At 63.8% G+C, this 26,134-nt stretch carries 22 protein-coding genes and 4 pseudogenes; 11 read left to right on the top strand and 15 right to left on the bottom strand.

Annotation, left to right across the window (positions count from 1 at the left end; translation table 11 throughout):
* The first annotated feature begins 15 nt into the window (after positions 1-15).
* From D1F64_RS11560 to D1F64_RS11545, 4 genes are all read left to right on the top strand, one after another.
* Positions 16-1,722, top strand: a complete 1,707-nt coding sequence (locus D1F64_RS11560; RefSeq protein ID WP_162901484.1) for a class I adenylate-forming enzyme family protein — start codon at positions 16-18, stop codon at positions 1,720-1,722.
* 587 nt (positions 1,723-2,309) lie between these two features.
* On the top strand, positions 2,310-3,515 hold the full coding sequence (locus D1F64_RS11555) for a hypothetical protein (protein WP_162901483.1): 1,206 nt from the start codon (positions 2,310-2,312) through the stop codon (positions 3,513-3,515).
* 164 nt (positions 3,516-3,679) lie between these two features.
* A complete protein-coding gene (locus tag D1F64_RS11550) occupies positions 3,680-4,333 on the top strand; it encodes a DsbA family oxidoreductase (RefSeq protein WP_117412570.1) in 654 nt (217 codons plus the stop codon).
* Between the two features lie 535 nt (positions 4,334-4,868).
* Positions 4,869-6,302 carry a hypothetical protein gene (locus tag D1F64_RS11545; RefSeq protein ID WP_117412569.1) on the top strand — a complete coding sequence of 478 codons (1,434 nt, stop codon included), beginning with the start codon at positions 4,869-4,871 and terminating at the stop codon, positions 6,300-6,302.
* A 207-nt stretch (positions 6,303-6,509) separates the two neighbouring features.
* Here the strand turns inward: D1F64_RS11545 and D1F64_RS11540 are convergent, their stop codons facing one another.
* From D1F64_RS11540 to kdsA, 4 genes and pseudogenes are all read right to left on the bottom strand, one after another.
* Positions 6,510-7,142, bottom strand: a complete 633-nt coding sequence (locus tag D1F64_RS11540) for a LysE family translocator (RefSeq protein ID WP_117412568.1) — start codon at positions 7,140-7,142, stop codon at positions 6,510-6,512.
* Between the two features lie 191 nt (positions 7,143-7,333).
* Positions 7,334-8,608: a phosphopyruvate hydratase gene (gene eno / locus D1F64_RS11535; protein WP_117412567.1), complete on the bottom strand. Its 1,275-nt coding sequence runs from the start codon at positions 8,606-8,608 to the stop codon at positions 7,334-7,336.
* 119 nt (positions 8,609-8,727) lie between these two features.
* Positions 8,728-10,043 (bottom strand): annotated as a pseudogene (locus tag D1F64_RS11530) (UDP-glucose/GDP-mannose dehydrogenase family protein).
* 64 nt (positions 10,044-10,107) lie between these two features.
* The gene (kdsA, locus tag D1F64_RS11525) at positions 10,108-10,926 is read right to left on the bottom strand and encodes a 3-deoxy-8-phosphooctulonate synthase (protein ID WP_346432325.1); all 819 of its coding nucleotides are present in this window, start codon (positions 10,924-10,926) and stop codon (positions 10,108-10,110) included.
* Positions 10,927-11,211: 285 nt separating this feature from the next.
* Between kdsA and D1F64_RS11520 the strand changes: the two genes are divergently transcribed.
* From D1F64_RS11520 to D1F64_RS11510, 3 genes are all read left to right on the top strand, one after another.
* Entirely contained in the window at positions 11,212-11,919 is a 708-nt protein-coding gene (locus D1F64_RS11520; protein WP_117412565.1) for an ABC transporter permease, read from the top strand.
* A gap of 132 nt (positions 11,920-12,051) precedes the next feature.
* The gene (locus D1F64_RS11515; RefSeq protein WP_117412564.1) at positions 12,052-13,062 is read left to right on the top strand and encodes an NAD-dependent epimerase; all 1,011 of its coding nucleotides are present in this window, start codon (positions 12,052-12,054) and stop codon (positions 13,060-13,062) included.
* The gene (locus tag D1F64_RS11510) at positions 13,052-14,356 is read left to right on the top strand and encodes a nucleotide sugar dehydrogenase (RefSeq protein WP_117412563.1); all 1,305 of its coding nucleotides are present in this window, start codon (positions 13,052-13,054) and stop codon (positions 14,354-14,356) included. The genes D1F64_RS11515 and D1F64_RS11510 overlap by 11 nt, the downstream gene beginning before the upstream one ends.
* Before the next feature lie 15 nt (positions 14,357-14,371).
* On the opposite strand, the gene D1F64_RS25410 is transcribed toward D1F64_RS11510, so the two are convergent.
* The 5 genes and pseudogenes from D1F64_RS25410 to D1F64_RS23325 all read right to left on the bottom strand — a co-directional run bounded on the left by D1F64_RS25410 (position 14,372) and on the right by D1F64_RS23325 (position 17,515).
* Positions 14,372-14,545 carry a hypothetical protein gene (locus D1F64_RS25410; RefSeq protein WP_248304842.1) on the bottom strand — a complete coding sequence of 58 codons (174 nt, stop codon included), beginning with the start codon at positions 14,543-14,545 and terminating at the stop codon, positions 14,372-14,374.
* A gap of 107 nt (positions 14,546-14,652) precedes the next feature.
* Positions 14,653-15,078, bottom strand: a pseudogene (locus D1F64_RS25405) (carbonic anhydrase); the annotation flags it as partial.
* Positions 15,079-15,122: 44 nt separating this feature from the next.
* On the bottom strand, positions 15,123-16,283 hold the full coding sequence (locus D1F64_RS11500; protein ID WP_205470738.1) for a serine hydrolase domain-containing protein: 1,161 nt from the start codon (positions 16,281-16,283) through the stop codon (positions 15,123-15,125).
* Between the two features lie 381 nt (positions 16,284-16,664).
* The gene (locus tag D1F64_RS23330; RefSeq protein ID WP_162901482.1) at positions 16,665-16,811 is read right to left on the bottom strand and encodes a hypothetical protein; all 147 of its coding nucleotides are present in this window, start codon (positions 16,809-16,811) and stop codon (positions 16,665-16,667) included.
* 530 nt (positions 16,812-17,341) lie between these two features.
* Positions 17,342-17,515: a DUF1778 domain-containing protein gene (locus tag D1F64_RS23325; RefSeq protein WP_162901481.1), complete on the bottom strand. Its 174-nt coding sequence runs from the start codon at positions 17,513-17,515 to the stop codon at positions 17,342-17,344.
* 389 nt (positions 17,516-17,904) lie between these two features.
* Here D1F64_RS23325 and D1F64_RS11485 point away from each other — a divergent pair, with 389 nt between their 5' ends.
* The 3 genes from D1F64_RS11485 to D1F64_RS11480 all read left to right on the top strand — a co-directional run bounded on the left by D1F64_RS11485 (position 17,905) and on the right by D1F64_RS11480 (position 19,987).
* Positions 17,905-18,972, top strand: coding sequence for an MFS transporter (locus D1F64_RS11485; RefSeq protein ID WP_248304736.1), 1,068 nt, complete (start codon positions 17,905-17,907; stop codon positions 18,970-18,972).
* Positions 18,969-19,115 carry a hypothetical protein gene (locus D1F64_RS24560; RefSeq protein WP_248304735.1) on the top strand — a complete coding sequence of 49 codons (147 nt, stop codon included), beginning with the start codon at positions 18,969-18,971 and terminating at the stop codon, positions 19,113-19,115. The genes D1F64_RS11485 and D1F64_RS24560 overlap by 4 nt, the downstream gene beginning before the upstream one ends.
* A 215-nt stretch (positions 19,116-19,330) precedes the next feature.
* Positions 19,331-19,987: an HAD-IA family hydrolase gene (locus tag D1F64_RS11480; protein ID WP_117412559.1), complete on the top strand. Its 657-nt coding sequence runs from the start codon at positions 19,331-19,333 to the stop codon at positions 19,985-19,987.
* 107 nt (positions 19,988-20,094) lie between these two features.
* Here the strand turns inward: D1F64_RS11480 and D1F64_RS11475 are convergent, their stop codons facing one another.
* Together D1F64_RS11475 and D1F64_RS11470 are read right to left on the bottom strand one after the other, a co-directional pair.
* Positions 20,095-20,781, bottom strand: a complete 687-nt coding sequence (locus D1F64_RS11475) for a tRNA guanosine(34) transglycosylase Tgt (protein WP_117412558.1) — start codon at positions 20,779-20,781, stop codon at positions 20,095-20,097.
* Between the two features lie 278 nt (positions 20,782-21,059).
* Positions 21,060-21,818 carry an AraC family transcriptional regulator gene (locus tag D1F64_RS11470; protein WP_248304734.1) on the bottom strand — a complete coding sequence of 253 codons (759 nt, stop codon included), beginning with the start codon at positions 21,816-21,818 and terminating at the stop codon, positions 21,060-21,062.
* A 174-nt stretch (positions 21,819-21,992) separates the two neighbouring features.
* On the opposite strand from D1F64_RS11470, the gene D1F64_RS11465 reads away from it, so the two are divergent.
* On the top strand, positions 21,993-22,349 hold the full coding sequence (locus D1F64_RS11465) for a cupin domain-containing protein (RefSeq protein ID WP_117412557.1): 357 nt from the start codon (positions 21,993-21,995) through the stop codon (positions 22,347-22,349).
* Between the two features lie 165 nt (positions 22,350-22,514).
* Here D1F64_RS11465 and tgt read toward each other — a convergent pair whose 3' ends face one another.
* The 4 genes and pseudogenes from tgt to D1F64_RS11445 form a co-directional block, all read right to left on the bottom strand.
* Positions 22,515-23,675, bottom strand: a complete 1,161-nt coding sequence (gene tgt / locus D1F64_RS11460; protein ID WP_117412556.1) for a tRNA guanosine(34) transglycosylase Tgt — start codon at positions 23,673-23,675, stop codon at positions 22,515-22,517.
* A pseudogene (queA, locus tag D1F64_RS11455) lies at positions 23,672-24,750 on the bottom strand (tRNA preQ1(34) S-adenosylmethionine ribosyltransferase-isomerase QueA). Before queA ends, tgt begins: the two are co-directional and overlap by 4 nt.
* A 281-nt stretch (positions 24,751-25,031) precedes the next feature.
* Positions 25,032-25,501 (bottom strand): annotated as a pseudogene (locus D1F64_RS11450) (peptidylprolyl isomerase).
* Between the two features lie 79 nt (positions 25,502-25,580).
* Positions 25,581-26,096, bottom strand: coding sequence for a peptidylprolyl isomerase (locus D1F64_RS11445; protein ID WP_117412555.1), 516 nt, complete (start codon positions 26,094-26,096; stop codon positions 25,581-25,583).
* Between the last annotated feature and the right edge of the window lie 38 nt (positions 26,097-26,134).

Here is a 26,134-nt window from a genome sequence, read left to right as displayed (position 1 = left end):
GACGGATCGCCCCCCATGTCCGCGCAAAAAACATCCGGCTACAACAAGCCCCCGCTCAAGGATGACGACCGCATGATCCTTTCGCCCGCCGAGACCATCAAGCGGAATCAGGCCTCCGGCGTGTGGGGCCGGGTGACGCTGGACGCATTGTTCAGAAAGACGGCGCAGAACCATCCCGACCGCATCGCGCTTGCCGATGCGCCCAATCGCGAACGCTGGACCTCAGGGGCGCCGCGCACGCTGAGCTATGCGGAAGCCGACGTCGAGGTGTCGCGGCTGGCGGGACTGTTCAAGGCGCTGGGACTGACGCCGGACACTGTCATCGGCGTGCAGTTGCCCAACACCACGGACGCGGTGCTGATCATGCTGGCGGCGTTGCGCGCCGGCCTCATCGCAACCCCGGTGCCGCTGGTGTGGCGCGGGCGTGAAATCGCCGAGGCCCTGAGCACCAGCGGCGCCAAGGCCGTCATCACCATCGACCGGCTGGAATCGGGCACTTACGCGGCGTGGATGCGCGAGGCGGCGGTGGACGTCTTCGGGTTGCGCTATGTCTTCGGCATCGGCAACGATCTGCCAGATGGACTGCTGGACCTCAACGCCGTGATGAAAGAAGTCGGCAACGAGGTGCCGCCGGCGGAGGTGACGCGCTCGGTGAACGCCGCCGACCATCTGGCGACGCTGACCTGGACGATGGGGCCCAGCGGCGCGCTGATGCCCGTGCCGCGCTCGCACAATCACTGGATTTCCGCCGGCCTGATGCCGATGCTGGAGGGGCGTATCGCCGACGGCGCGTCGATCCTGCTGCCCTATGCGCTGAGCGGACTGGCCGGCATCGGCTGCGGCATCGCGCCGTGGCTGCTGTGCGGCGGCACGCTGCACCTGCACCATCCCGAGGACGTGCAGCAGATCGCCCGCCACGCGCGCTCCTGCGAAGCCGATGTTATTGTGGTGCCGGGACAATTGGCGCCACTGGTCGACACGCTGCTCAAGAAGCAGGATCCGCCGCGGACCATCGTCGCCGTGTGGCACGCGGGCGCGGACAACAGCGTCCAGCCGCCCCATGTCAACGCCATCGTCGACGTGACGCTGATCGACGAGATGGCGCAGGTGGCCCGGCTGCGCGGCGAAACCGGCCCCTCCCGCGCCCTGCCCTCCGGCCCGGTGGGCGCCCCCTCCGGCGTCGCCGATGTGCCGGTTCTGCTGGAAATTCATGTCGAATCGGAAGGCACCTCCGCCGCGCCGCTGCATGTGCGCGGGCCCATGGTGCCCGAGCGCGCCTGGCCCGGCTCGGCGACGGCCGACTGGCCCGACGCCGCAAACGGCTATCTGCGGACCCGGCTGGTGGGCGTCCGCGACAAGGGCGTGATCAAGAATGTCGACGCCAATCCGTTCCTCGACAATGCGGCGCTGATCGGCGGCATCGGAGTGGAGCTGAATGCGCTTGACCAGCTTTATGCGAAATTCGAAGGCGCCAGCGATGCGGCCGCCTTCCTGGTGAGCGAACCGACGCTGGGCACCCGGCTCTGCGCCGCCATCGTCGCCAAGCCCGGCGCCTCCGTCGACGAAGCCGCGTTCATGGCGTATCTCGACGCGATGAAGATCGGCATGCAATCGCGGCCGCACGGACTGTTCCCCGCGTCCTCGATCCCCCGCAATGACGCGGGCATCGTCAATCGCAAGGCGCTGGAAACGCTGGCGTCGGAATACAAGGCGACCGGCTAGAGCGTTTCCTTGTTAAATGGAATCAATTCTGTTGGTCCAAACCGGTTCGATCCGCGAGGAAACGGGCGAACGGCGTAGCCGATGCTACGGCGGAGGCCGTTGACGCGGCGGACGGCCGGTTTCGACCAACCCTTTGGGCGGGATGAATTTTCCCGATTATCGGCGAGGCCCGTCTCGGCCATATCCGCGATATGCCCTTCGCCAATCCTCGTGATCCTCGACAAAATTCATCTCCGCAGAATGGTTCCATTTAGCAAGGAAACGCTCTAGGCGCACACCCCTCGACTTTGATCGCATCGCTTTTCGCAATGTGTGCCGCAGGGTCATCGTGCGACCTGCTGCGCCGGAGGAAGCGGACGTTTTCGAACGTCTCCTGTTTGACATCGGCGTCCCGTATTCACGGCCACCGAAACCGCCGTTCCACCGGCCGACCACTACAGTTTTATCGTTTTTGTTAGCACCGCCTTAATGCCATTGTGTCAAAACCATCGGCAACATTACGTACAGGCCTATTTTCGATGTCGCTTGATGGTCCCGTCATAGCCATTCGAATGCCCGGTGGATGCGATTCCGAATTCTGGGAACAGATGGAAGCGCTCCACACGAACCTGCTCGCGCTGGACTCGCCGGGAAAGCTGCCTTCGATCCTCAAAAGCGTCGCGACGCCCACCGCCGTCATCGTCGACGGCAAGGGCGCCGACCTCGACCTGTTCGTGAAGTGGATCCAGGCGGTCGAGCAATGCCTTGCCGGCCGCCATGTTCCCCTGATCTGCCTGGCCAGCACGGCGTTCAAGAAGCCCGTCGCCATCCGGCCCGACGCCATCCTGACCCATCCGGTGCCCGCACAGACCGTCGTCGCGCACACGCGCGCGATGAACCGGCTGATCACCAAACGGATGGAAGCCGACGTGCGCACCGCGACGCTGCAGTCGCTCGAGATCGCGCTTCCCAAACCTAACATGCCCGTGTCGGGCGGCTCGCCGTCAAACGGTCCGGCGCTGCTGGTGGTGGGCACGCGGGGGCACTTTTCCCAGATCGAATCCGTGCTTGGCGCGAAGATCAGCTTCGTCGGCGCGATGACCGCCGACATGGCCAACCTGTATCTCACCTGGCGCAATTTCGACGCCGTGATCCTGGACCAGGAAAACGCCGAGGCGATCGACACGCTTCTGCTGCTGCGCGCCAACCCGATCTATCACGACCTGCCGATCATCCTGCTGACCGAGGGGCTGGACGCCGACACCACGCGCATGGCGTACAAGGCGCGCGCCAACGACGTGATGACGCTGCGCTCCACGCGCGCCGACCTGTTCCTCAGGCTGACGATCGGCATCCGGACGCGGCGGCTCGACCGCTCCATCCAGGAGACGCTGCTGGCCTGCCAGGACGCGATCGACGACCCCTCGGGCGACGGCGTCATTTCGTCGGACCACTTCAAGTGCTACCTGAGCCACGCCAAGAAGACGGCGCATCTGAACTGCAAGCCGCTGACGGTGACGCGGCTGCTGATCCAGACCCACGACGGGGAGAACGACGGCGTGCCGGCCAAGGCGCTGGAGCGTCCCGCCCTGCGGCTGCTGCGGCGGCTGTGCCGGGTGGAGGATCTCGTCGGTCTCGTCGGCGACGCCGGCGTCATTGCCGTGTTCCCGACCACGGATGAGGCCGGCGCGCACCTGGCGATCCGCCGCATCCGTTCGGTGATGCGCAACACGCCGGTGACGCTCGATCTCGGCAAGAAGCCGATCAAGCTGGACGCGATCGCCAAGATCGCCAGCGTCAATTCCGCCGCCTGACGGCGGCCCGCGACTCCCGTCCCCATCCGCCGCCGCATCCGCGTCAACACGGCTTCGTGTCCGCGGCGGATTTTGTCCCAACCCGCTTTTGCCCTACATGTGTGCCATGGCGGCCAGGGGCCGGATCGCGCGCCGCCTCTCGTCCACGCAACGGAGACATCGCAATGACCAGGCAGACAATCACCGTGGATGTTGTGTCCGATGTCATGTGTCCGTGGTGCTATATCGGCAAACGGCGGCTTGAGAAGGCCATCGGCCTGATCAACGATCTCGACGTCACCGTGCACTGGCGGCCATTCCAGCTCGACCCGACCCTGCCGCGCGAGGGCAAGGACCGGGAGACCTATCTGAACGAGAAATTCGGCGGGCCGGAGCGCGCGGCGGGCATCTATTCCAACATCCGCCAGGCGGGAGAGACGGAAGACCTCGATTTTCAATTCGACAAGATCGAGGTCTCGCCCAACACGCTGGACTGCCACCGGCTGATCCGCTGGGCCAAGACGCCCGAGACGCAGGAGGCCGTGGTCGAGCGGCTGTTCAAGGCCTATTTCATCGACGGAGAGAACCTGTCGGACGACGAGGTCCTGGTCAGGATCGCGCAGGAAGCCGGCATGGACGGAGAGCGGGTGCGCGAGTCGCTGCGCCAGGAGGCCGACATGGTGGCGACCCGGTCGGAGATCCAGCAGGCGCAGCAGATCGGCGTCACGGGCGTGCCCTGCTTCATCATCGACAACAAATACGCGGTGATGGGCGCGGAGGCCGCCAGCACGCTGGCCGACGCCATCCGCCAGGCCGCGAACGAGCGCGCCGGCTCCTGAGCGCGACCGCGGCCGCCCAATCGGGTCACGCCGCCGCGCTGTCCCACCTATTTCGCGCCGGCGGGCGGATCGGGGCACGATTCGCTCAGGCCGCGCGCCTGTGCGCCGGGATGCATCGGCGGCGCGGGCAAACGCGGCGCGGGTCACTGATCCGACAGCGTTTTTCGCCGCGCCGCATGCGCGATAGGCAAAATTCACAATCAAATTCAGTGAATTGTGCGCGGTATTCCGCCCTCGTCAACGTTCAGCTCCCTTGCCATAGGTTAATTTTTTGTTAATCTCATTCCCGAGATACAGTCCATGCTTTCCGTGGCGGGAGAGCGAGTGTGCGTATCGTTACCGACATGAAAACCATACCGGCAGTTTGCCGCCGGATCGCGCGCCGCGCTCCGATACACTCCCAGGCGCGCGACACGGTTGGCGGTGAGATGCGCCTGAGAAGTGTTTCCGGAACCCGGAACGGAAACACGGTTCGAATTTTCCGCGACAACGCGGAAGCCGCAACGGGATCAGGTAACGAAGTGAGGCCATTGTGATGCGTCTATTCTCCAAATCCGCTTCTTCGAGCGATGCCGACTCGGAAAAGGCAGCGGCCGAATACGCCTTGTCGAACGGCGAGTACGCCGACGACGCGCACGACGACGGCGCCGTGCATCACGAAGAGCCGATCGAGCAGCTGACCCCCTACATGCGCCGTTCCAAGGAGCGCCAGCGCAAGCTGGACACGCTGATGGCGCGTGTCAGCGAGCTGGGCAACACCTTCGAGCAGCTCAGCGCGCTCTCGGCCCAGTCGGAAAACAACGTCAACTCGCTGTCGGAATTCATTTCGATGTCGAAGGTCGACGTCGAGACCCAGATCAATCTGGAGAGCGAAAACGCCAACCTCTCGAGCCAGCTGTTCAGTCTCAAGCACGAGAACGAAAAGCTGGCGAGCAAGGCGAGCGACGCCGAAGCCACAGCCCACGCCCTGCGTCACCGCATCGGCGAGACGCGCACGGCGCTGGAGACGGCGCGCAGCGAGATCATCAGCCTGCGCGACACCAACCGCAAGGTGACCGAGCAGTACAACCACGAGTGCGAGACCCTCAACCACGAGCGCACGAAATACGCCGCCATCTACGAAGAGCACGAGGCCCTGAAGTCCAAGGCGCGCATTCTGGAAGGCCGTGTGGAAAGCCTCAACGGCGACTTCGAGGCGTTTGCCAAGCGCGAATTCGAGCTCGAGCGCAAGCTCAGCGAGACCAGCGGCTTGCTTGACAAGGAAGTCAAGAAAAACAAGCACATGGCCAACGAACTTGAGGCCGTGAAACGCGATCTGACCGAGGTGCGCAACGAAAACATCGACTACCGCTCGCAGCTGGATATCGCCACCGAGGAGCTGGAGTTCCAGAAGAACCAGGGCGAGGACGAGCAGCGCAAGCACGACGACCAGATCTACTCGCTGAACTCGGAAATCGAGAACCTGAGTTCGCAGAAGCGGGTCAGCGACCAGACGCTGCAGGAGGTGCTTCGCGAGGACAAGAAGCTGCGCGAGCGCAACCGCGATCTCGATGCGCGGCTGCATGAGATCCAGCATCTGCTGGACGCGCTGCAGAAGAGCCACGAGAGCGACCGGCTGGAGCTTCAGGCCTCCAATTCCAAGCTGCGCGATCTCAACATGCGCTACAACTCCACATTGTCGGAGCTGAAGCACGAGACGCTGCAGAACAAGCGCTATATGGAGACCAACGAAGAGACGATCGCGGAAAACAAGAAGCTGCGCAAATACAAGATCATGCACGAGGCGTCCCAGGCCCAGGTCGAGGAACTCAAGGCCCAGTTGCGCAGCTACCAGACGATCATCGAGGAAAACAGCCAGTCGATCACCCGCGCGCCGCGCGCCGCCGCTCCCGAGCCCGCCGCGGAACCGGCGGCCAGCCCGGTGTCGGAGACGTCCGAGGACAAGCCGGACGCGTCCAAGCTGCACTGATCGCGCAACACCCGGGATCTCCGGTTTGGAGAGATATCAGGCCGCCGTTCCATCGGGACGGCGGCTTTTTTGCGTGTCGGGGGCCTCTGCCGCCCGCGTCACGCATGCAGCGCCACGCGATTGGCGGTGGAGACGCGGCGCCAGTCGGATACGTGCCGGGACGAAGAGCGCGAACCCGGTCCCTGCTCAACGCGTGACGGATCCGCGCTACCGCGTCGCCGCCATGACGACGCTGCCGCCGAGCATGCAGGCGCCGCCGGTGTATCCGATCCGCTTGTGCGCCGCCGGGCTATGAAACATCCGCCGGGCGCGCGTGGCGATCAGCGCGTAAAATCCGAGAAAGACAACCACCACGGCGGAGGATGTGGCGGTCATGATTGCGACCTGGAGGGCGATGCTGCGTTCGAGATCGACGAACTGCGCCAGAAAGGCCAGATAGAACATGATCGCCTTGGGATTGAGAACCGCGGTGACCGCCCCCGCCCAGAAGCTCATCCAGGAAGACGGCGTGAACGGCTCCGGCGCGCTTCCAGTCACGACGGCACCGGCGCCGTTCCTTGCATCGAGAATCTGGCGGCAGCCCAGATAAGCGAGGTAGAGAACGCCGGCCCATTTCACCACCTGGAACAGCAACGCCGACGCGGCGAGCACGGCGCCCACCCCGAGAAACGACAGCGCCATCAGGACAACACCGCCGAGCACATCCCCCAGAATGCACATCAAGGCGGCCGCCTTTCCCCGGACCACGGCCTGACTGACGACGAGCAACACGCTCGGACCGGGGATCAGGGTGAGGACGACGCAGGCGGCGGTGAATGCGAGCCAGGATTCAAGCGACATGACACCTCTTTCGGGAACGCCGCACGAGAGTGTGCCCCGATACGATAGGACCGCCGTCGGGGTACGGCGGCGGCCTGTTTCGGCTGGCGGATGACCGCGAATGGCCGCCTCCCGCGCTGAGATCAAATCCGGGAAAGGTGATTACCGGATATCGGCGGGGACTTGCGCCCGCACAGGCAGACGGATGGGCCTCAGCCGCGCAGGATCGAGGCGCCGGCGTAGCGCGCCTGAGGGCCGAGGTCCTGCTCGATGCGGATGAGCTGGTTGTATTTCGCCAGCCGGTCGGAGCGCGCGAGCGACCCGGTCTTGATCTGCCCGCAGTTGGTGGCGACCGCCAGATCGGCGATGGTGGCGTCCTCGGTCTCGCCCGAACGATGCGACATCACGGCGGTGTAGCCGGCCTTGTGCGCCGTCTCGACCGCGTCCAGGGTTTCCGTCAGCGTGCCGATCTGGTTGACCTTCACCAGGATCGAGTTGGCGACGCCCATGCCGATACCGCGGCGCAGGCGCGCGGTGTTGGTGACGAAAAGATCGTCTCCCACGAGCTGGCACCTGTCGCCGGCGATTTCCGTGAGCGCCTTCCAGCCGTCCCAGTCGTCCTCGGCCATGCCGTCCTCAACCGAGATGATCGGATAGCGCGCCACGAGATCGCCGAGATAGGCGGCCATTTCCTGGGGCGCGAGCACCTTGCCCTCACCGTCGAGATGATACTTGCCGTCCTTGAAGAATTCGGTGGAGGCCGCGTCGAGCGCCAGGAACATGTCCTCGCCCGGCTTGTAGCCCGCCGTCTCGATCGCCTTCATCACGAAGCCGATGGCGTCGTCGGTGGAAGCCAGGCCCGGCGCGAAACCGCCTTCGTCGCCCACATTGGTGTTGTGGCCGGCATCCGACAGCGCCTTTTTCAGCGTGTGGAAGACCTCCGCGCCCATGCGCACGGCGTCGGCGAGATTGGCCGCGCCCACCGGCATGATCATGAATTCCTGGAAATCGATCGGATTATCGGCATGCGCGCCGCCGTTGATGATGTTCATCATCGGCACGGGCAGCAGGCGAGCGCCGGGGCCGCCGACATAGCGGTAGAGCGGCAAGCCGCAGGCATCGGCCGCGGCCTTGGCGACCGCCATGGACACACCGAGGATCGCGTTGGCGCCGAGACGCGCCTTGTTCTCCGTGCCGTCGAGCTCGATCATCGTCTCGTCGATGAGGATCTGCTCTTCGGCATCCATGCCGCCGATGGCCTCGAAGATCTCGCCGTTGACCGCGTCAACCGCGTTCTGGACGCCCTTGCCGAGATAGCGCGGGCCACCGTCGCGCAGTTCCACAGCCTCGTGCGCGCCGGTGGAGGCGCCCGAGGGCACCGCAGCACGGCCCTTGGAGCCATCCTCCAGAAGCACATCGACCTCAACGGTCGGGTTGCCACGGCTGTCGAGAATTTCACGGCCAACGATATCGATGATGGCGGTCATGGGCTCTCCTTGCGTCGGCGGACGTCTGTGAGTTGGATACTGGGTGCCTTCTAGAGCGTTTTCCCGCGCGATGAAATCATCGGGTGCAAAGAATTCACATCCAGGGACGGCAAATCGCGTCAGATGCCCTGCGGCGGCTTTCCGACGCTGACATAGGACAGACCGGCGCCCGTCACATCGGCGGGTTCATAGATGTTACGCAGGTCCACCAGGACCGTGCCGCGCATGGCGCCGGCCAGCCGCTTGATATCCAGCCCGCGATAGACATTCCATTCGGTCAGCACCACGACCGCGTCCGCGCCATCGGCCACATCGTAAGGATGGTCGCGCCACGCCGCCCGGGCAGCAGGGGCTCGGCCTGTTCGCGCGCTTCCGGGTCGTGCAGCACCACATTGACACCCGCCGCGATCAGCAGCGGCACTATCACCAGGCTTGGCGCATCGCGCACGTCGTCGGTGTTGGGCTTGAACGCGATACCGAGAACGCCGACCGTCTTGCCCTTCGGATCGGGGCCGAGAGCTGTGAGAATCCGGTCCGCCATGGCGTGCTTGCGCGCGTCGTTGACCGCGATCGTCGCCTCAATAAGCCGTTGCGGCGCGCCGAACTTGCGGCCCGTCGCGGCGAACGCATTGGTATCCTTCGGAAAACACGAACCACCGTAGCCCGGCCCGGCATGCAGAAACTTCGAGCCGATACGATTATCCAGCCCGATGCCGGAGGCGATCTGCTGCACGTCGCCGCCGACCTGCTCGCACAGATCCGCGATCTCGTTGATGAAGGTGATCTTCATCGCCAGGAAGGCGTTGGCGGCATATTTGGTGATCTCGGCGTTCTCCAGCGATGTGAAGACAATCGGCGTCTCGCGCAGGAAAAGCGGCCGGTACAGCGTGCGCAGAGCCTTCTCGGCGCGCGCGTCCTCAACGCCGACGACAACGCGGTCAGGCCGCATGAAGTCGTCGATCGCCGAACCTTCGCGCAGGAACTCCGGGTTGGACGCGATGGAGAACGGAACGCCGGGACGTTCGGCGGCGATGATGTCGCGCACCTTGCGGCAGGTGCCCACCACCACCGTGGATTTGATGATCACCACCGTCTCGGGCTTCATGGCGCGCGCGACCTGGCGCGCGGCCTCGAAGACGTAGCTCAGGTCCGCCTCGCCGTCGCCGCGGCGCGAGGGGGTGCCGACGGCGATGAACACCACGTCGGCGGACTGCACGGCCGCGTCGAAGCCCGTGGTGAATTTCAGGCGGCCCGCCTCGTGGTTGCGGCGGATCAAATCGTCGAGGCCCGGCTCGTAGATCGGCACCTCGTGGCGGTTGAGCCGGTCGATCTTCGACTGGTCGAGATCGACGCATGTGACGTCGAAGCCGAATTCGGTGAAGCAGACCCCGGACACCAGCCCGACATATCCGGTGCCAATCATCGTAACCAGCATGAGAACTCCAAGTGCCTTGATCGGTTGTGGCGCGACGCGCCGTCGCGGGATGTGCGTTAGCCGCCTAGCTTACCGCTTTTATGACGGTGTCCAGGCTCTGCAGCGTCCTGAGCAGATCCGCGAGCTGGTCGACCGGCACCATGTTGGGGCCGTCCGACGGCGCGCTGTCGGGATCCTGATGGGTCTCGATGAACACCCCCGCCACGCCGACGGCCACGGCCGCGCGGGCCAGGACAGGCACGAATTCGCGCTGGCCGCCCGATGTCGTCCCCTGCCCGCCGGGCTGCTGCACCGAATGGGTGGCGTCAAAAATCACCGGCGCGCCCGTCTGCGCCATGATCGGCAGCGCACGCATGTCGGAAACCAGCGTGTTGTATCCGAAGCTGGCGCCGCGCTCGGTGAGAAGCACATTGGGGTTTCCCGAGCCGGTGAGCTTGGCGACCACGTTGGTCATGTCCCACGGCGCCAGAAACTGGCCCTTCTTGACGTTGACGATGCGTCCGGTCTGCGCGGCGGCCACCAGAAGATCTGTCTGGCGGCACAGGAACGCCGGGATCTGCAGAATATCAACGATCTCGCCGACCGGCGCGCAGTGGGTCGCGTCATGCACATCGGTGAGAACCGGCACGCCGAAGCGGCTCTTGATGTCGGCGAAGACCTCGAGCGCGCGTTCCATGCCGATGCCGCGCTTGCTCGTGAGGCTGGTGCGGTTGGCCTTGTCGTAGGAGGTCTTGTAGACAAAGCCGATGCCGAGGCTGTCGGCGATCTCCTTGATGGCGTGCGCCATCTCGAACGCATGGTCACGGCTTTCCATCTGACACGGACCGGCGATCAGGGAAAACGGCAACGCATTGCCAAACCGGACGGATCCGGCTGTCACGATTGTATTGCACGATGTCACGGGAACGCCTCTAAGCTGTGGTACTCGGCCCGGTGTCGTTGGCCACCTGTTGCCTGCACAGATACTCCGGCCGCCTGGAAACCGCAACGCCCAAGGGGTATCCGCACCGTGGGACGCGGGCGGCAATTTGTCCCGCGAAATGAATGGCGGCGGCGGCAAATCGGGGTAGTCTGCACGCACACAGCCCGACGAGATTTCAAACGCCCAGCGCGCGGAGCAAGACGGCCTTGATACACAGTGCGCCTAAACCGACGGGAGACGCGTGTCATGAATGATCTGGGCTCGCCGCTTCAGATCTTTGCGCGCAACACGCTGTCGCTGGTTCTGCGCGAGATGCGATCGCGTTATTCGGAGCAGAAACTCAGCTATGCCTGGGCGCTGCTCGAGCCGCTCGGCTGGATCACCATGCTGTCGCTGATGTTCATGTCGCTGGGCACCCACAACCCGCCCGTCGGAGACAGTTTTGTGGTGTTCTTTTGCACCGGCGTGGTTCCCTTCAATATCTACAGCCAGACGTCGGGCGCCGTGATGAACGCCATTCAGATGAACAAGTCGCTTCTGTATTTCCCGATCATCAAGTCGATCGATACCTTCGTCTCACGCGCCATCCTCGAAATCGTCACCCACATCACGGTCCTGGTGGTGATCATCGGCTGCTACAATTTCATGTTCGGTGGCGAACTGCCGGAAGACTGGCTCAACGTCATCGCCCCGATTGCCTTGCTGGCGGTGATCGGCTTCAACACCGGCGTCATCAACTGTGTGATCGTCGCGCATTTCAAGGAATGGCGGAACATCTGGGGCGTCATCAGCCGGCCCCTGTTCTTCCTGTCGGGAATTTTCTACGTCGTCGAGAGCTTTCCCCCGCCATCCAGAATATCTTTTACTGGAACCCCATCCTGCATTGCGTGGAGTGGGTGCGAAGCGGCTACTTCAGGGGCTTCGACAGCGATTTCGTCGATCCGATCTTTGTGATTTTCGTGACGATGGTTGGATTTTTCGTCGCGCTCAGCCTGGAGCGCATCTATCGCAAGAAGATCCTCGAGTGACCTGCTACCCTGCGCGAGCCCTTCCCTCGCCTCCCGATTCTGCACAAGGCCCGCCTGAATGACATCCGTCCTGGTTACCGGTTCCGCCGGTTTTATCGGCCATCACGTTTGCCGCGCGCTTCTGGACACGGGCGCCAACGTCGTCGGTCTTGACAACGTCAACAGCTACTACGATCCGACGCTGAAGGAGGCGCGTCTCGACCGGCTGCGCCCGAGCAACCGGTTCACCGAGGCGCGAATCGCGCTGGAGGACCGCGACGCGGTGATGGCGCTGTTTGCCGAGCACAGTCCGAGCCGGGTGATCCATCTCGCGGCGCAAGCCGGCGTGCGCCACTCGCTCGACGCGCCGCAGGACTATGTGGACGCCAATGTGACCGGGTTCCTCAACATGCTGGAGGCGGCGCGCGCGCATCCGGTCGAGCACATGGTGTTTGCCTCCACCTCCTCCGTTTTCGGCCTGGATGCCGCCATGCCGCTGTCGGAACACCGCGGCGGCAATCATCCCGTCTCCTTCTACGCCGCCACCAAGAAGGCCAACGAGGCGATGGCGCATGCCTATGCGCATCTGTTCGCCATCCCGCTCACCGGCCTGCGCTTCTTCACCGTCTACGGGCCGTGGGGCCGGCCGGACATGGCGCTGTTCAAGTTCACCAAGGCGATTCTGGCGGGCGACCCGGTGGATCTCTACAACCGCGGCCAGATGGTGCGCGACTTCACCTATATCGACGACATCGTCGAGGGCATCCTGCGCATCTCGGAAAGGCCCGCCGCAGCCAACCCCGACTGGGACCCGGAAAATCCGGATCCGGCGAGCAGTTCCGCGCCCTATCGCATCTTCAACATCGGCAATTCGCAGCCCGTCCAGCTGATGGACTATCTCGAGGCCATCGAGGAGGCGCTGGGCAGGAAAGCCATTCTCAACATGATGCCGATGCAACCCGGCGATGTGCCGGCGACCTTTGCCGATACGACCGAGCTGCAGGCCGCGACCGGCTTCAAGCCGGCAACGCCGGTGCGCGCGGGCGTCGCCGCCTTCGTCGACTGGTACCGGAGCTACTATGACGTCTGAGACAATCCGCGACACGTGGCTTTCGGTCATCGGGCTGGGCTACGTCGGGCTGCCCGTGGCGGCCGCCTTCGCGCAGGCCGGCTTCCCCGTCACCGGTTTCGATGTGGATTCAGGCCGCATCGCCGAGCTGCGCGCCGGGCGCGACCGCACCGGCTCGCTGAGCGCGGAGCAGCTGGCGCGCGAGACGCTGACACTCACCGACCAGCCGGAGGCGCTGGCGGGCGCTGACGTGCATATCGTCGCCGTGCCGACACCGATCGACGCGGCCAAGCGGCCGGACCTCAGCCCGCTGCTGCGCGCGGCAGAGACGGTGGGACGGCAGATGAAGCGCGGCGCAACGGTGGTGTTTGAATCCACCGTCTATCCCGGCGCCACCGAGGAGGTCGTCGTGCCGGTGCTCGAAGGTGTTTCGGGACTCACGCTGAACCGCGACTTTTTCGTCGGCTATTCGCCCGAACGCATCAACCCCGGCGACAGCGCGCATGATTTCTCCACGCTGACCAAGGTGGTCTCCGGCAGCACCCCGGAAACGCTCAAGATGCTGGCAGCGCTTTATGGCGCGGTGGTCACGGCAGGGATCCACGAGGCGGCGTCGATCCGCATCGCGGAGGCCGCCAAGGTGATCGAGAACACCCAGCGGGATCTCAATATCGCGCTGATGAACGAGCTGTCGGTGATGTTTCACAGTTTGGGCATCGACACGCGCGACGTGCTGGCGGCGGCCGGCACCAAGTGGAATTTCCTGCCCTTTCAGCCCGGGCTCGTGGGCGGCCACTGCATCGGCGTCGATCCCTATTATCTCACCCACAAGGCGCATGAGATCGGCCACACGCCACAGGTTGTGCTCGCCGGACGCGGCACCAACGAGGCCATGCCGCGGTTTGTCGCCACCAGCCTGATCCAGGACTGCGCGCGGCTGGGGTTCACCATGCCGCTCACCGTCACCGTGCTCGGCGTCACCTACAAGGCGAATGTGCCGGACGCGCGCAACTCCAAGGTCGCCGATCTGGTGCATGAGCTGGAGAAATACGGCGCCCGGGTGCAGACCATCGACCCGATGGCCGATCCGGCGCAGACCCTGTCCGAGCACGGCGTGGCGCTCACCGCGCTGGAAGACGCCGCCCCCGCCGACGCGGTGATCCTCGCCGTGCCGCACCGGGATTTCTCCGGCCACGCGCCAGACTGGGTCTTCGTGCAGAGCCTGCTGAAAGACGCCACCGGCTTCGTCTCCGATCTGACGGGGCTCTTGCCGCGCGAAACGAAGCCGGACGCGGTCACGCTGTGGCGGCTGTGACCGGTACCATTGAGGCTACAGGAACGACACCTTCCCGGTGCTGATCTCGTAGATGGCTGCCACGGCATTGAGCTTTCCGGCGTCGTGCAGTTGCGCAAGGATGGGACCTTCCGTCTGCGCGCGTTCGGCATTGCTCCTGGCGTTTTGCGCCGTTGCCGCCGCAAGCAGGTCCGCGGGCTTGGCCTGCATGACGTCATAGACCGCCGGACGGATAGCGTTGACCAGGCTCGGCAGATGTCCGGGGGCAGGGTGTTGTCCTGAATCGAACTGATGGTCGCGCCGACCGCCCCGCACGAACTATGACCAAGTACGACGATCAGCTTGATGCCGAGCACCGCGGCACCATACTCGAGGCTTGCAAGACCGTCCTCATTGATGAAGTTTCCGGCCACCCGCACGACGAAGAGCGCGCCAGGGCCCTGATCGAACAGGAGTTCCGGCGCCACGCGCGAGTCCGAGCAACTGACGATGGCCGCAAACGGCTGTTGCCCCGCGGCGCGCTCGACGCGTCCGACCGAATGATCGGTGTTTATCGCGGCATTGGCGACATAGCGGGCGTTGCCCTCGACGAGACGCTGCAGCGCCTCCTCCGGCGAGACCGGCGCGGTTTCGGCCGTCTGGGCCGCAGCGGTCGACAGGGTCGCGCCCGCCGCGGCGAGCGCCACACCACCGGCGAGCAGGTTGCGTCGGCTGATGGTCTCGTTTGAAGCGTCGTTGCACATGGCCGTTTCCTTTTGAATGTTTGGCGCGCCGTGGCGTGCCCGGGTTATCGCTTGGCGTAATCGAGATAGAGATGCCGCATCACCTCACCCACGGCGGAGCTGGCGCGGCGGCCGGGGAAATTGCTCAGCACCACGACAGCGAGATCACGCTCGGTGTCGATCACGATCCGGGCGAGATTCATCGAGTTGGAGCCGTTGTGGGTGAGCAGCGGCGCGTCCGCCCAGTCGAACGCCACCACGCCCCACCCCAGTCCGTAGCCACCGGTTTCCGGCGTGCCGGGCGGCGGATTTTCGCGCACCGGCGTCTGGACGTGTACGGACTGGATGACGTTCAGCGTCCCGGGCGAAACCAGCACCGGGCCGCGCCGGCCCTGACCGGCGTTCCAGCCGGCCCACGCGGCGTAGTCGAGAACCGACATGTTGGCATTGCCGGAGGGCGATATGACCGGCGGAACATCGGCCGCTGGACCCCACAGCATCGGAGTGACACTGCCATCCGCCGCGATGCGGTGACCGACGGGCGCATCCACCAGTCCGTAGGTCGCCTGGGGGCCGAGCCGCGCGGTCCGCAGTCCCATGGGTGCGAAGATGCGCTCATACATCAGCTGTTCCCACGGCGTATCCGAGACCTTCTCGATCATCGATCCGGCGATCATGTAGCCGAAATTGGAATACTGAAACGGCGACCCGTCGGGCACGGAAACGGCGTTGTGCTGCCACGCCTCCAGCGTGCGCAGGCGCAGCGCCGGCAGGTTGTAATCAAAGGTGCTGTTGCTGAAATAGAGATCGAGCATCTCCTCGGTGTCGGCGGGGATGCCGCTGGCGTGCGAGAGCAGTTGCTCGAGCGTGGCACTGGCGATGCCCGGACTCAGACCGGGGACGTCATCGCCCAGAACCTCACCCACGGTGGAGGTCCAGCGCAGTCGCCTCTCCTCCACCATCATGCCGGCCAGCGTCGCGGTCATCGCCTTGGTGTTCGATCCCAGATGGAAGCGGTCATCGAGGCGCACGGGAATCTGTTCGCCATGCACCCGCGTGCCTACCGCCGCAACGGCGACCACCGCACCATCCCTGACAACGGCTGCGGCGAGCGCCGGAAGCCCGTATTCCACCCGGATACCATCCAGGTAGCCGGTGATATCATCGGGTTGCGCCATCGCGCCCGGCGCGACCAGAAACAGGCTGGCGCCCGCGATGATCCGCATGAGCATCACCGCACTGCCGGATCGGCTGCCGATCCGGAGAGCACGTCTTTTAGGCATGGGATGATCGCTTTCCGGATTTGACACCCAGCCCAGGCGGCCGAAGCGCGGATAAAACTCGCACGACACTAGCCATGCGGATTTCCCCGTACTATCCGAAAACTGCAAAACCGGGAGAGATCCGATCCATGGTGAACAGTGCGTTATCTGAATGGATGAAATCCGCGTGGGCGCGCTACTGCTCTCCCAGAGCCGCCGGCACCGTCGCAATGGGCAAAAACATCCGCGGCGGATTTGAGAGAAATGGCTGAAAGCCGTATCCCTCATACAATGCCCGGCGCCGGGCGACGAGATCAGGGTTTCCGTCGTCCAGCACATCAAGGATCACAACCGCGATCCCCACACGTTCCGGCGCTTGCGCAATGCGCGTGCCAAAAGCACGCCGCCATAACCGTGTCCGGCATGGCACTGGTCAACACCGATCATGGACAGGAAGGCCGCCGGATGCAATGCGGCCGCGCTGATCGTCACCCGGGCTTGCCTCCCCCAATCGTCACCCCGGGCTCGACCCGGGGCCTACTCCGTTCTCCTCTCGTTGAGGCGCTCGCGGGTCCAAGCTGAGGCATGATCATGCACAAAGACGTCGTCACGCGCCGAGCGGTGCAGTGGGCCCCGGGGCAAGCCCGGGGTGACGATCGGGGTGGGCGCAACCCCACAGCAATCGGCCGCCACCGTCAGCCCGGACGCGCTGCAGCGTGCGATGCTCCCACGTAGATTCGGGGCGCCGGTTCCCGATCCGCCAGGCTCCGCATCGCATTCGGGGTCCCGGCGGGATATCGGTGCGGCGTCCTCCTGTCCGGCCTTCACCGAACAGGCTCTGCCGCGCGCCGAACAAGCCGCCCATCCTTCGAGACAGCCGCTGCGCGGCTTCCTCAGGATGAGGTCGAGATTGCTGATCCTTTGGAATATCAACACGATGATCCTCATCCTGAGGAGGGCCACAAGGCCCGTCTCGAAGGATGGGCGGCGGACGCAGTGCTTTCCGGATGGCGCCTCGCCGCTCACGTAGAGAGAACGCGCGCCGCGTGACCGGCGAATGCCTCGCGCAACCGTGGCGTTGCTTGCGGTGGTGCATCCAGCGTATCGAAGAATGCCGCATGATCGACCGGCTGCAGCTCCGTCCGCACGCTCGCCTGCTCGTCCAGGGCTTGTGTCGTCTCGTCGAAGGCCCGCACAGCGGTTGTTCTTGAGTGCTCATCGTGCAGACAGTGTGGCACGATGGCGTACACTGTGACGAATTGGGCCGATGGCGAAGGATCGTGCCATAGGCAACAATGGGGCGGAATGCGGGCTTTCGTCACACGAGCGCCAAGGTCCGCTATGCGCAGGGTCCGCTGTGCGGAAAGCGCAATTTTCGGCGATACCACTGGCCAGATGGAGACATCGCGTCGCAATTGGTATTTTGTTGCAGATGGCTGTGCCTACGTCGTCGCAGCCAGGGCAGCGCCTTCAGGCGTGAGCATCCGCGCGTAGCATACCGAGCCCCACCGGCGCGAAAGGACATTCCTTCCATGCTCAAAGTGTTGTCCGGGTCTGGGCCCTGCTGCTTGGTATCGTGCTCATCATGCTGGGCAATGGCATGCATTTCACGCTCATCGGCCTGCGCGGCGGGATCGAAGGTTTTTCGTCCGCGGAGCTGGCCGTCGTCACCTCAAGCTATTTCATGGGCTTCCTTTCGGGCGCGCGGTTCAGTCCGCTGCTGATCCAGCGCGTCGGTCACGTGCGCGTCTTTGCGGCGCTCGGCAGCTTCATGTCGGCGGGGCTGATCGCTTTTCCGCTGCTGAGCGAACCCTGGGCCTGGACCATACTGCGGATACTCGTGGGCTTCTGCATGTCGGGCATCTACGTCACGGCCGAGAGCTGGCTGAACGACGCGTCCACCAACGAGACGCGCGGCAAGGTGCTGTCGGCCTACATGATCGCGCAGACGCTGGGCATCATCGGCGCGCAGGGACTGCTGACGCTGGGCGATGCGGGAACGTCCGTTCTATTCATCAGCGCCTCGATCCTTGTGTCGGTCTCCTTTGCGCCAATCCTCTTGTCTGTCGCCCCAATCCCCGTGGTCGAGGTTGCGCGCCCGATGTCCCTGCGTGATCTTTTCTCGGGCTCGCCGCTGGGCGCCGTGGGAATCTTCCTGCTGGGCAGCGTCTACGCGACGCAATCAGGCATGGGCGCCGTCTTTGGTACCAAGATTGGGCTGACGACAACGCAAATCGCGCTGTTCATTGCGATGCTGTTCGCCGGGGCGCTGCTGTTGCAATATCCAATCGGCTGGCTGTCGGACCGGATGGACCGGCGCAAGCTGATCTGTGGGTCGGCCGCCCTGGGCGCCGCATCCTGCGCACTGGGGTGGATCGCCGGCGGCGGACTATGGCCCTTGATGGCGGCCGCGTTCCTTGCCGGCGGGGTCACAACACCGCTCTATGCCCTGCTCCTGGCCTATACCAACGATTCCCTTTCGGTCGAGGAAATGCCGGCCGCATCGGGGGGCTCGTCTTCACTTTCGGGCTTGGCGCCATCGCGGGTCCGCTGGTCAGCGGCTGGGCGATGCAGGGGCTTGACCCGTTCGCGTTTTGGCTGGTGCTTGGCGCGACCTTCTGCATCATCGCGCTTTACGCGCTCTACCGTATGACGCAGCGCGCCGTGGTGCCGGTCGAGAAGACCGAAAGCTACCTGAATGTGCTGCCCACCACCTCGCCCGTGGCGGTGGAGGCCGCGGGTGAGTGGGCCGCCGAACAGGCCGAAGCCGACCGTGAGGCCGACGCGCAGTCCTGATCTTGGTTGTCTGGGCGCGCGACGAGCCGGGAGTCGGACCTTCGCCGCCGCCTGCACCAATGACAACCTCGGGCCGAAAGCGCCTGTGAACAGACGACAGTTTCGGGCGGGAAGTGTGAACTCGCGGCGATCCGAACCAACGGCATCCATGTGAGCTGAGCTGCCGTTCGAACGTGATTGCACCTAACACAAGAACGTTTCAGCCGGCGCTGAATATGATCCATACTGGCAACCGCTTTGTTGCTTTGGGAAAAATCTGTGAAATGACCAAGTGCCTGATGCTTGATGTTGATGGAGTGCTCGTTGACGGCCGTCCCGGCGATGGGCAGCGCTGGGATCGTGATCTTTCTGAACAAATGGCAGTTTCGTCTGATGCGCTCGTCGAACAATTCTTCAAGGCCGAGTGGAGCGATGTTGTAACTGGCAAGAAAGACCTGTTGCCAACTCTTTCGACGGTGCTGAAGCGCATTGCGCCTTCCGTCGATGCGGAAGAGCTCATTGTCTACTGGTTTGAAATGGATTCTCGTATCGTTGAAGCGGTTCTTTCCGATGTTCGTTTGGCGCGACAGAAAGGAATTCCCGTTTACCTGACAACAAACCAAGAGCACATGAGAGCGGCCTATTTGATGCAGACCATGGGCTTAGGCGATGAGGTTGATGGCATCGTATATTCGGCGAAAGTCGGAAGTAAGAAACCGGAACCTGAGTTTTTCACTTACGCTGCGCAGGCAACAGGTCGCCAGCCGGAAGAAATGCTTCTGATCGATGACACAATGTCAAATATCATAGGGGCACGGTCGGCAGGGTGGAATGCTGCCCACTGGGACGGAACTGAACGCTTATGGACCATTCTGCGCCGAAACATTGAATAGAAAAGGCGGGAAGCTGCCGCTCTCTGAAAATGGTGGCGAGGTCAGCAATGGGCCGAAACCGGATCACCGCAAGTCACAACCGCCGCCCCTTGAAACGCTGGCCACGCTCACACCGCCGCCAGATCACCCTTCTCCCATTCCGCCTTCACCTCGATCCGATGTTCCGCGAAGCGCTTCGCCTCGATCGCATCCCGCATGCCCTGCATGAGGCTCTGGTAGTGGTGCAGGTTGTTCCAGGTGAGCAGCATGGCGCCGAGGCCCTCGCCGGCCTTGATGAGGTGGTGGAGGTAGGCGCGGGAATAGGTGTTGGCGGCCTGGCACGTCGAGGTCTCGTCGAGCGGGCGCGGGTCGTCGGCGTGGCGGGCGTTCTTGAGATTGATGCGTCCGCGGCGGGTGTAGGCGACGCCGTGGCGGCCGGCGCGCGTCGGCATGACGCAGTCGAACATGTCGATGCCGCGGGCAACCGATTCAATGAGATCGTCCGGCGTGCCGACGCCCATCAGGTAGCGTGGCTTGTGCGCCGGCAGCACCGGGGTGGTGATCTCCAGCATCTTGAGCATCACGTCCTGCGGCTCGCCCACGGCGAGGCCTCCGACGGAATAGCCCTCAAACGGCAGTTCCGAGAGCTTTTGCGCGGATTCAATCCGCAGATCGGCCACGTCGCCGCCCTGAACGATGCCGAACAGCCCCTGCCCCTTGGCCGGTCCGCCCATTTCCTCGAATTTTTCGCGCGAGCGCGCCGCCCAACGCCGCGGCGCGCTGATCTTGATGCGCGGCAATGTGTGAAAATTCATCCGCTCGCTCACGGGTTCCTCCAAGGCCCACGGGTCCCTCCAAGAATTATGTCATGTCGCCGAACGCTGGCATGGTGGCTCTATCCGAATGTTCATTGCGCATGATGGACAGCCGATGACGTCCACACCCATGAGACGAAAAGCGGCAACTGAGGGCGGGAACGGTCATTTGCTGCGAGCGTCGCCGAGGTACGGTCCGCGGACGAAGGGTGAACTCGTTGCAATAGCGGTCGGCTTTCTGGGAGTATGGAACGCCGTGGTCCATATTGTATGATTGCCTACTTCCTTCGCGCGAGACGCTGCCAATGCCCCGGCGAGACACCGTAATTTGCTTTGAAGCGGCGGGTCATGTGAGCCTGATCGCTGAACCCAGCGTTGGTTGCTGCATCTGCCAAACTCTGCCCCATTGCGATCTCAGCGCGCGCTTGGTCAAGGCGGCGCATCATTAGATAGCGATAGGGGCTTGTACCAAAGGCTTTGCGGAATTGACGGGCGAGTGCATATCGGTCCTGTCCGGTGATGGCCTCCAACTCGTCCGAGGCTACCGTTCGATCAAGATTCGCATCAAGAAATTCGCGTGCCAAACGGATGGATTTGGGGTCAATCAAGGAACGCGATGCGCGACGCGCAGACGGATCATTTGCCAGAAGGCCATCTGCCAGAAGCGTGATAATTTCATCCCGGCAGACCGGTTCCAGCGCCATGTGCATGTCGCCAAACGCCGCGTGAATTGCCCGAAACAATCTTGAATCGTCGAAAACAGCTTCTCTTACGAAGGGTAGCGCAGCGGCGGATTGCCCAAGAGCCCCGCGCACCATGGAGGGCTCGATATAGAGCATCCGATAGTGAAAGCCCTCATCTGAACCTGCCTCTCCGTTGTGAATCTCATCGGGATGCAGGACAATCACCTTCCCGCGCGTGCTGTTGGCGCGGGCGCCGCGATAATCGAAGCTCTGTACGCCATTGATCGTGTAACCGATGGAATAAGTGTCGTGCCGATGAGGCGCGTAGGCTTCGCCGGAGAAATAGGCTTCCAAGCGCTGGATGCCCGCTTGCCAAGGGGCTGAGTGAACCCAATCGCGCGCGCACGATCGTTCAAGACCTGGCGTCAGGTCTTGTGCGATGACATGTCCCGATCTTTGCCCGCGTGAAATGCGCATTCTCCTTTGTGGTAAGATCAAAGAATGCACCATAAAAACAGGAAACCGCAGATGAAAACAGTCAATCTCCGAGAAAAACTAGGCCTGTTCTCAAGCCATTGGGATCCGCATGTAATAGCCGAATATAATGAAAACGAAGTGATGGTCGTAAAGTTCATGGGCGAATACCCGTTCCACAAACACAATACGACGGATGACTTCTTTTACGTCTTGGAAGGTGAAATGGTGATGGACATCGAAGGGAACCCATCGCAAACCGTCAAAGCTGGCGAGTTGTTCATTGTCCCCAAAGGCGTCGTGCACCGCCCGCGTGCAGAGAAAGAAGTCAAAGTTCTCTTGATCGAACCCAAAGGAGAGCCGAATTCTGGCGATTCAGAGCGCGAACCAGCCCTAAAACCGCACATCTAACATCTTAAGCAGCGGCAGAGCAGATATTGGTCTTTGCCGCAGCATCAAACATCATGGGCTCGTTCCGGACCTTCGCCACAATCGATGCCAATGTCCACAATGGGCCGAAAGCGGATCACTCTGAGTTATACGGCCGCCACCCGTGCCCATATCATACCAATCACCCTACCCCACCTCCGCCAGATCACCCCTCTCCCATTCCGCCTTCACCTCGATCCGATGTTCCGCGAAGCGCTTCGCCTCGATGGCGTCGCGGATGCCCTGCATCAGGCTCTGGTAGTAGTGCAGGTTGTTCCAGGTGAGCAGCATGGCGCCGAGGCCCTCGCCGGCCTTGATGAGGTGGTGGAGGTAGGCGCGGGAATAGGTGTTGGCGGCCTGACACGTCGAGGTCTCGTCGAGCGGGCGCGGGTCGTCGGCGTGGCGGGCGTTCTTGAGATTGATGCGGCCGCGGCGGGTGTAGGCGACGCCGTGCCGGCCGGCGCGGGTGGGCATGACGCAGTCGAACATGTCGATGCCGCGGGCAACCGATTCAATGAGATCGTCCGGCGTGCCGACGCCCATCAGGTAGCGCGGCTTGTGCGCGGGCAGCACCGGCGTGGTGATCTCCAGCATCTTGAGCATCACGTCCTGCGGCTCGCCCACGGCGAGGCCTCCGACGGAATAGCCCTCGAACGGCAGTTCCGAGAGTTTTTGCGCGGATTCGATGCGCAGATCGGCCACGTCGCCGCCCTGAACGATGCCGAACAGCCCCTGCCCCTTGGCCGGTCCGCCCATGGCCTCGAATTTGTCGCGCGAGCGCTGCGCCCAGCGCAACGAAAGCTGCATGGCGCGCTCGACTTCCTCGCGGCTTGCCGGAAGCCTGATGCATTCGTCGAACTGCATCTGGATGTCGGATCCGAGCAGGCCCTGGATCTCAATGGAGCGCTCGGGCGTCAACTCGTGCCGGCTGCCGTCGATGTGGCTCTGGAAGGTGACGCCGTTCTCATCGAGCTTTCTGAGCTGCGCCAGCGACATCACCTGGAAGCCGCCGGAATCGGTCAGAATCGTGTGCGGCCAGTTCATGAACCTATGCAGGCCGCCGAGCCGCGCCACGCGTTCGGCCGTGGGGCGCAGCATCAAATGATAGGTGTTGCCGAGCACCACGTCGGAACCAAGCTCGCGCACCTGTTCCGGGTACATCACCTTGACGGTGGCCTGGGTGCCCACGGGCATGAAGGCGGGGGTTCGCACCTCGCCGTGCGGCGTGCTCACTGTGCCGCGCCGGGCCATGCCGTCGGTTGTGATCAGCTTGAAGCCGAAGGGTTTTGGGGTCGGCTCGACGCTCATGAGGTTTTTTCCGGAAACAGCAGCGAGCCATCGCCATAGGAATAGAAGCGATAGCCCGATTGAATGGCATGGGTGTAGGCCGCCCGCATGGTCGCGGTGCCCGCGAAGGCGGAGACCAGCATGAACAGCGTCGATCGCGGCAGATGGAAGTTTGTCATCAGCACGTCCACCGCCTTGAAGCGGTAGCCGGGCGTGATGAAAATGTCGGTGGCGGCGTTCATCGGGTGGATGCGGCCTTCCTCATCGGCGGCGCTTTCCAGGAGCCGCGTCGAGGTGGTGCCGACCGAGACGATGCGGCCGCCACGCGCCCGCACGGCGTTGAGCGCGTCGGCCGTCGCCTTCGTGATCTCGCCGCGCTCGAAATGCATGGTGTGGTCGGCGATGTCGTCCACCTTGACGGGCAGGAAGGTGCCCGCGCCCACATGCAGGGTGACGAAATGCTCCTCGATGCCGCGCGCGCGCAAGGACGCCAGCAGTTCATCGGTGAAATGCAGTCCCGCCGTGGGGCGGCAACCGCGCCCTCCTCGCGCGCATAGACCGTCTGGTAGTCGGCGCGGTCCTGGGCGTCCTCGCCGCGTTTGGACGCGATATAGGGCGGCAGCGGGATGTGGCCGACCGTTGCGATCGCGACATCCAGATCGGGACCCGCGCAATCGAACGCCAGCTCCACCTCGCCGGCCTCGCCCTTCTCCACGAGCGTCGCCCGGAGCGGGGCGGCATCGCCGGCGGCGCCGAAGCGGATGCGGTCGCCCGCGAGAAGTTTCTTGGCGGGCCGGGCAAAGGCCTTCCAGCGGGCGCCGTCGAGCCGCATGTGCAGGGTGAAGGAGACTTTTGCGTCGATGCCGCCCGCGCGCGAGCGCACGCCCTCGAGCTGCGCCGGGATCACCTTGGTGTCGTTGAACACCAGCGCGTCGCCGGGCTCGAGGAAATCCGCCAGCGAGGCGACCGTGCTGTCGGTGAGCGGTTCTCCCGGGCGCACGACGAGCAGCCGGGCGCTGTCGCGCGGGCGCGCAGGACGCAGGGCGATCCGCTCCGGCGGCAGATCGAAATCGAAATCGTCGACACGGAGGCTCATGAAAGGGTCTGACCGGGTTCGGGAGGTTCGCGCCGTGCGATAACGCGCGGCTGCCCGCGTCATAGCGAGCGGTTTTCCGGCGGTCAACTCGGGCCGGCCCCAATGAAAAACCGGCGCCCGTGTGCCACGGGCGCCGGCCAGAATGCTCAGCGCTTCCCCGATCGTCCTGCTCGGGCTTGTCCCGAGCATCCATCGGCCTCCCGGAAGGTGGATCCTCGGCACGGTGGCCGAGGATGACGACCGAGAATTTTTCGCGCGTCTTCAGGCGCGTCGCAGGACGCTTATGCGTCCGCGGCGACCTTGATCGAGACGATGTTATCGGGATCGACAACCGGCTCGCCGCGCTTGAGCTTGTCGACATTCTCCATGCCTTCGATGACCTTGCCCCAGACCGTGTACTGGTTGTTGAGCCAGGGCTGTCGGCGAAGCACAGGTAGAACTGGCTGTCGCCGGAGTTGGGATCGCCGGAGCGCGCCATGGAGACCGTGCCGCGCACGTGCGGCTCGGAGGAAAACTCGGCCTTCAGCTTGGTGCCCGAGCCGCCGATGCCGATGCCCTGCGGGCAGCCGGTCTGGGCCATGAAGCCGTCGATGACGCGATGGAAGACGATGCCGTCGTAAAAGCCTTCGCGCACCAGTTCCTTGATCCGCGCCACGTGATTGGGCGCGAGATCCGGCCGCATCTCGATGACGACGGAACCCTGACTGGTTTCCATCAGCAGGGTGTTCTCGGGATCCTTGATATCTGCCACCGGGGTTCCTCTCTCTTCCGGTTTGAAGCGCCGGCGGCTCTGGGCCACCGGCGCGTGTTCTTCGCGTTCGGTATAGTGTCTAGTGCACGTCGGCTGCAACGCGCATGGAGATGATGGTGTCGGGGTTCGCGGGCGGCTCGCCGCGCTTGATCGCGTCCACATGCTCCATGCCCGAGACGACCTTGCCCCAGACGGTGTACTGACCGTTGAGGAAGTGGCCGGGCGCGAACATGATGAAGAACTGCGAGTTGGCGCTGTCGGGGCTCTGCGCGCGCGCCATGCCCAGCACGCCGCGGTCAAACGGCTCGGCGGAGAACTCGGCCTTCAGGTCCGGCTCGTCGGAGCCGCCGGTGCCGGTGCCCGTGGGATCGCCCGTCTGCGCCATGAAGCCGTCGATCACGCGGTGGAAGACGATGCCGTCGTAAAACTTGGCGCGGGCCAGCTTCTTGATCCGGGCGACGTGGTTGGGCGCCAGATCGGGACGCAGCTCGATTTCCACGCGGCCGGACTTGAGTTCCAGATACAGGGTGTTTTCCGGGTCCGCGGCGCGGGCGGCAGCCGAGACGGCAAAGGCGGCGGCGAAAGCGGCAGCCATTATGAATGTGCGCAGCACGTAAGTCCTCCAGGATCGTC

The sequence above is a fragment of the Breoghania sp. L-A4 genome (assembly GCF_003432385.1).
In the GTDB taxonomy this organism is placed as follows: domain Bacteria; phylum Pseudomonadota; class Alphaproteobacteria; order Rhizobiales; family Stappiaceae; genus Breoghania.
Note: the sequence above shows the minus strand (reverse complement) of the source record. Positions and strands in the feature narration are given on the sequence as shown.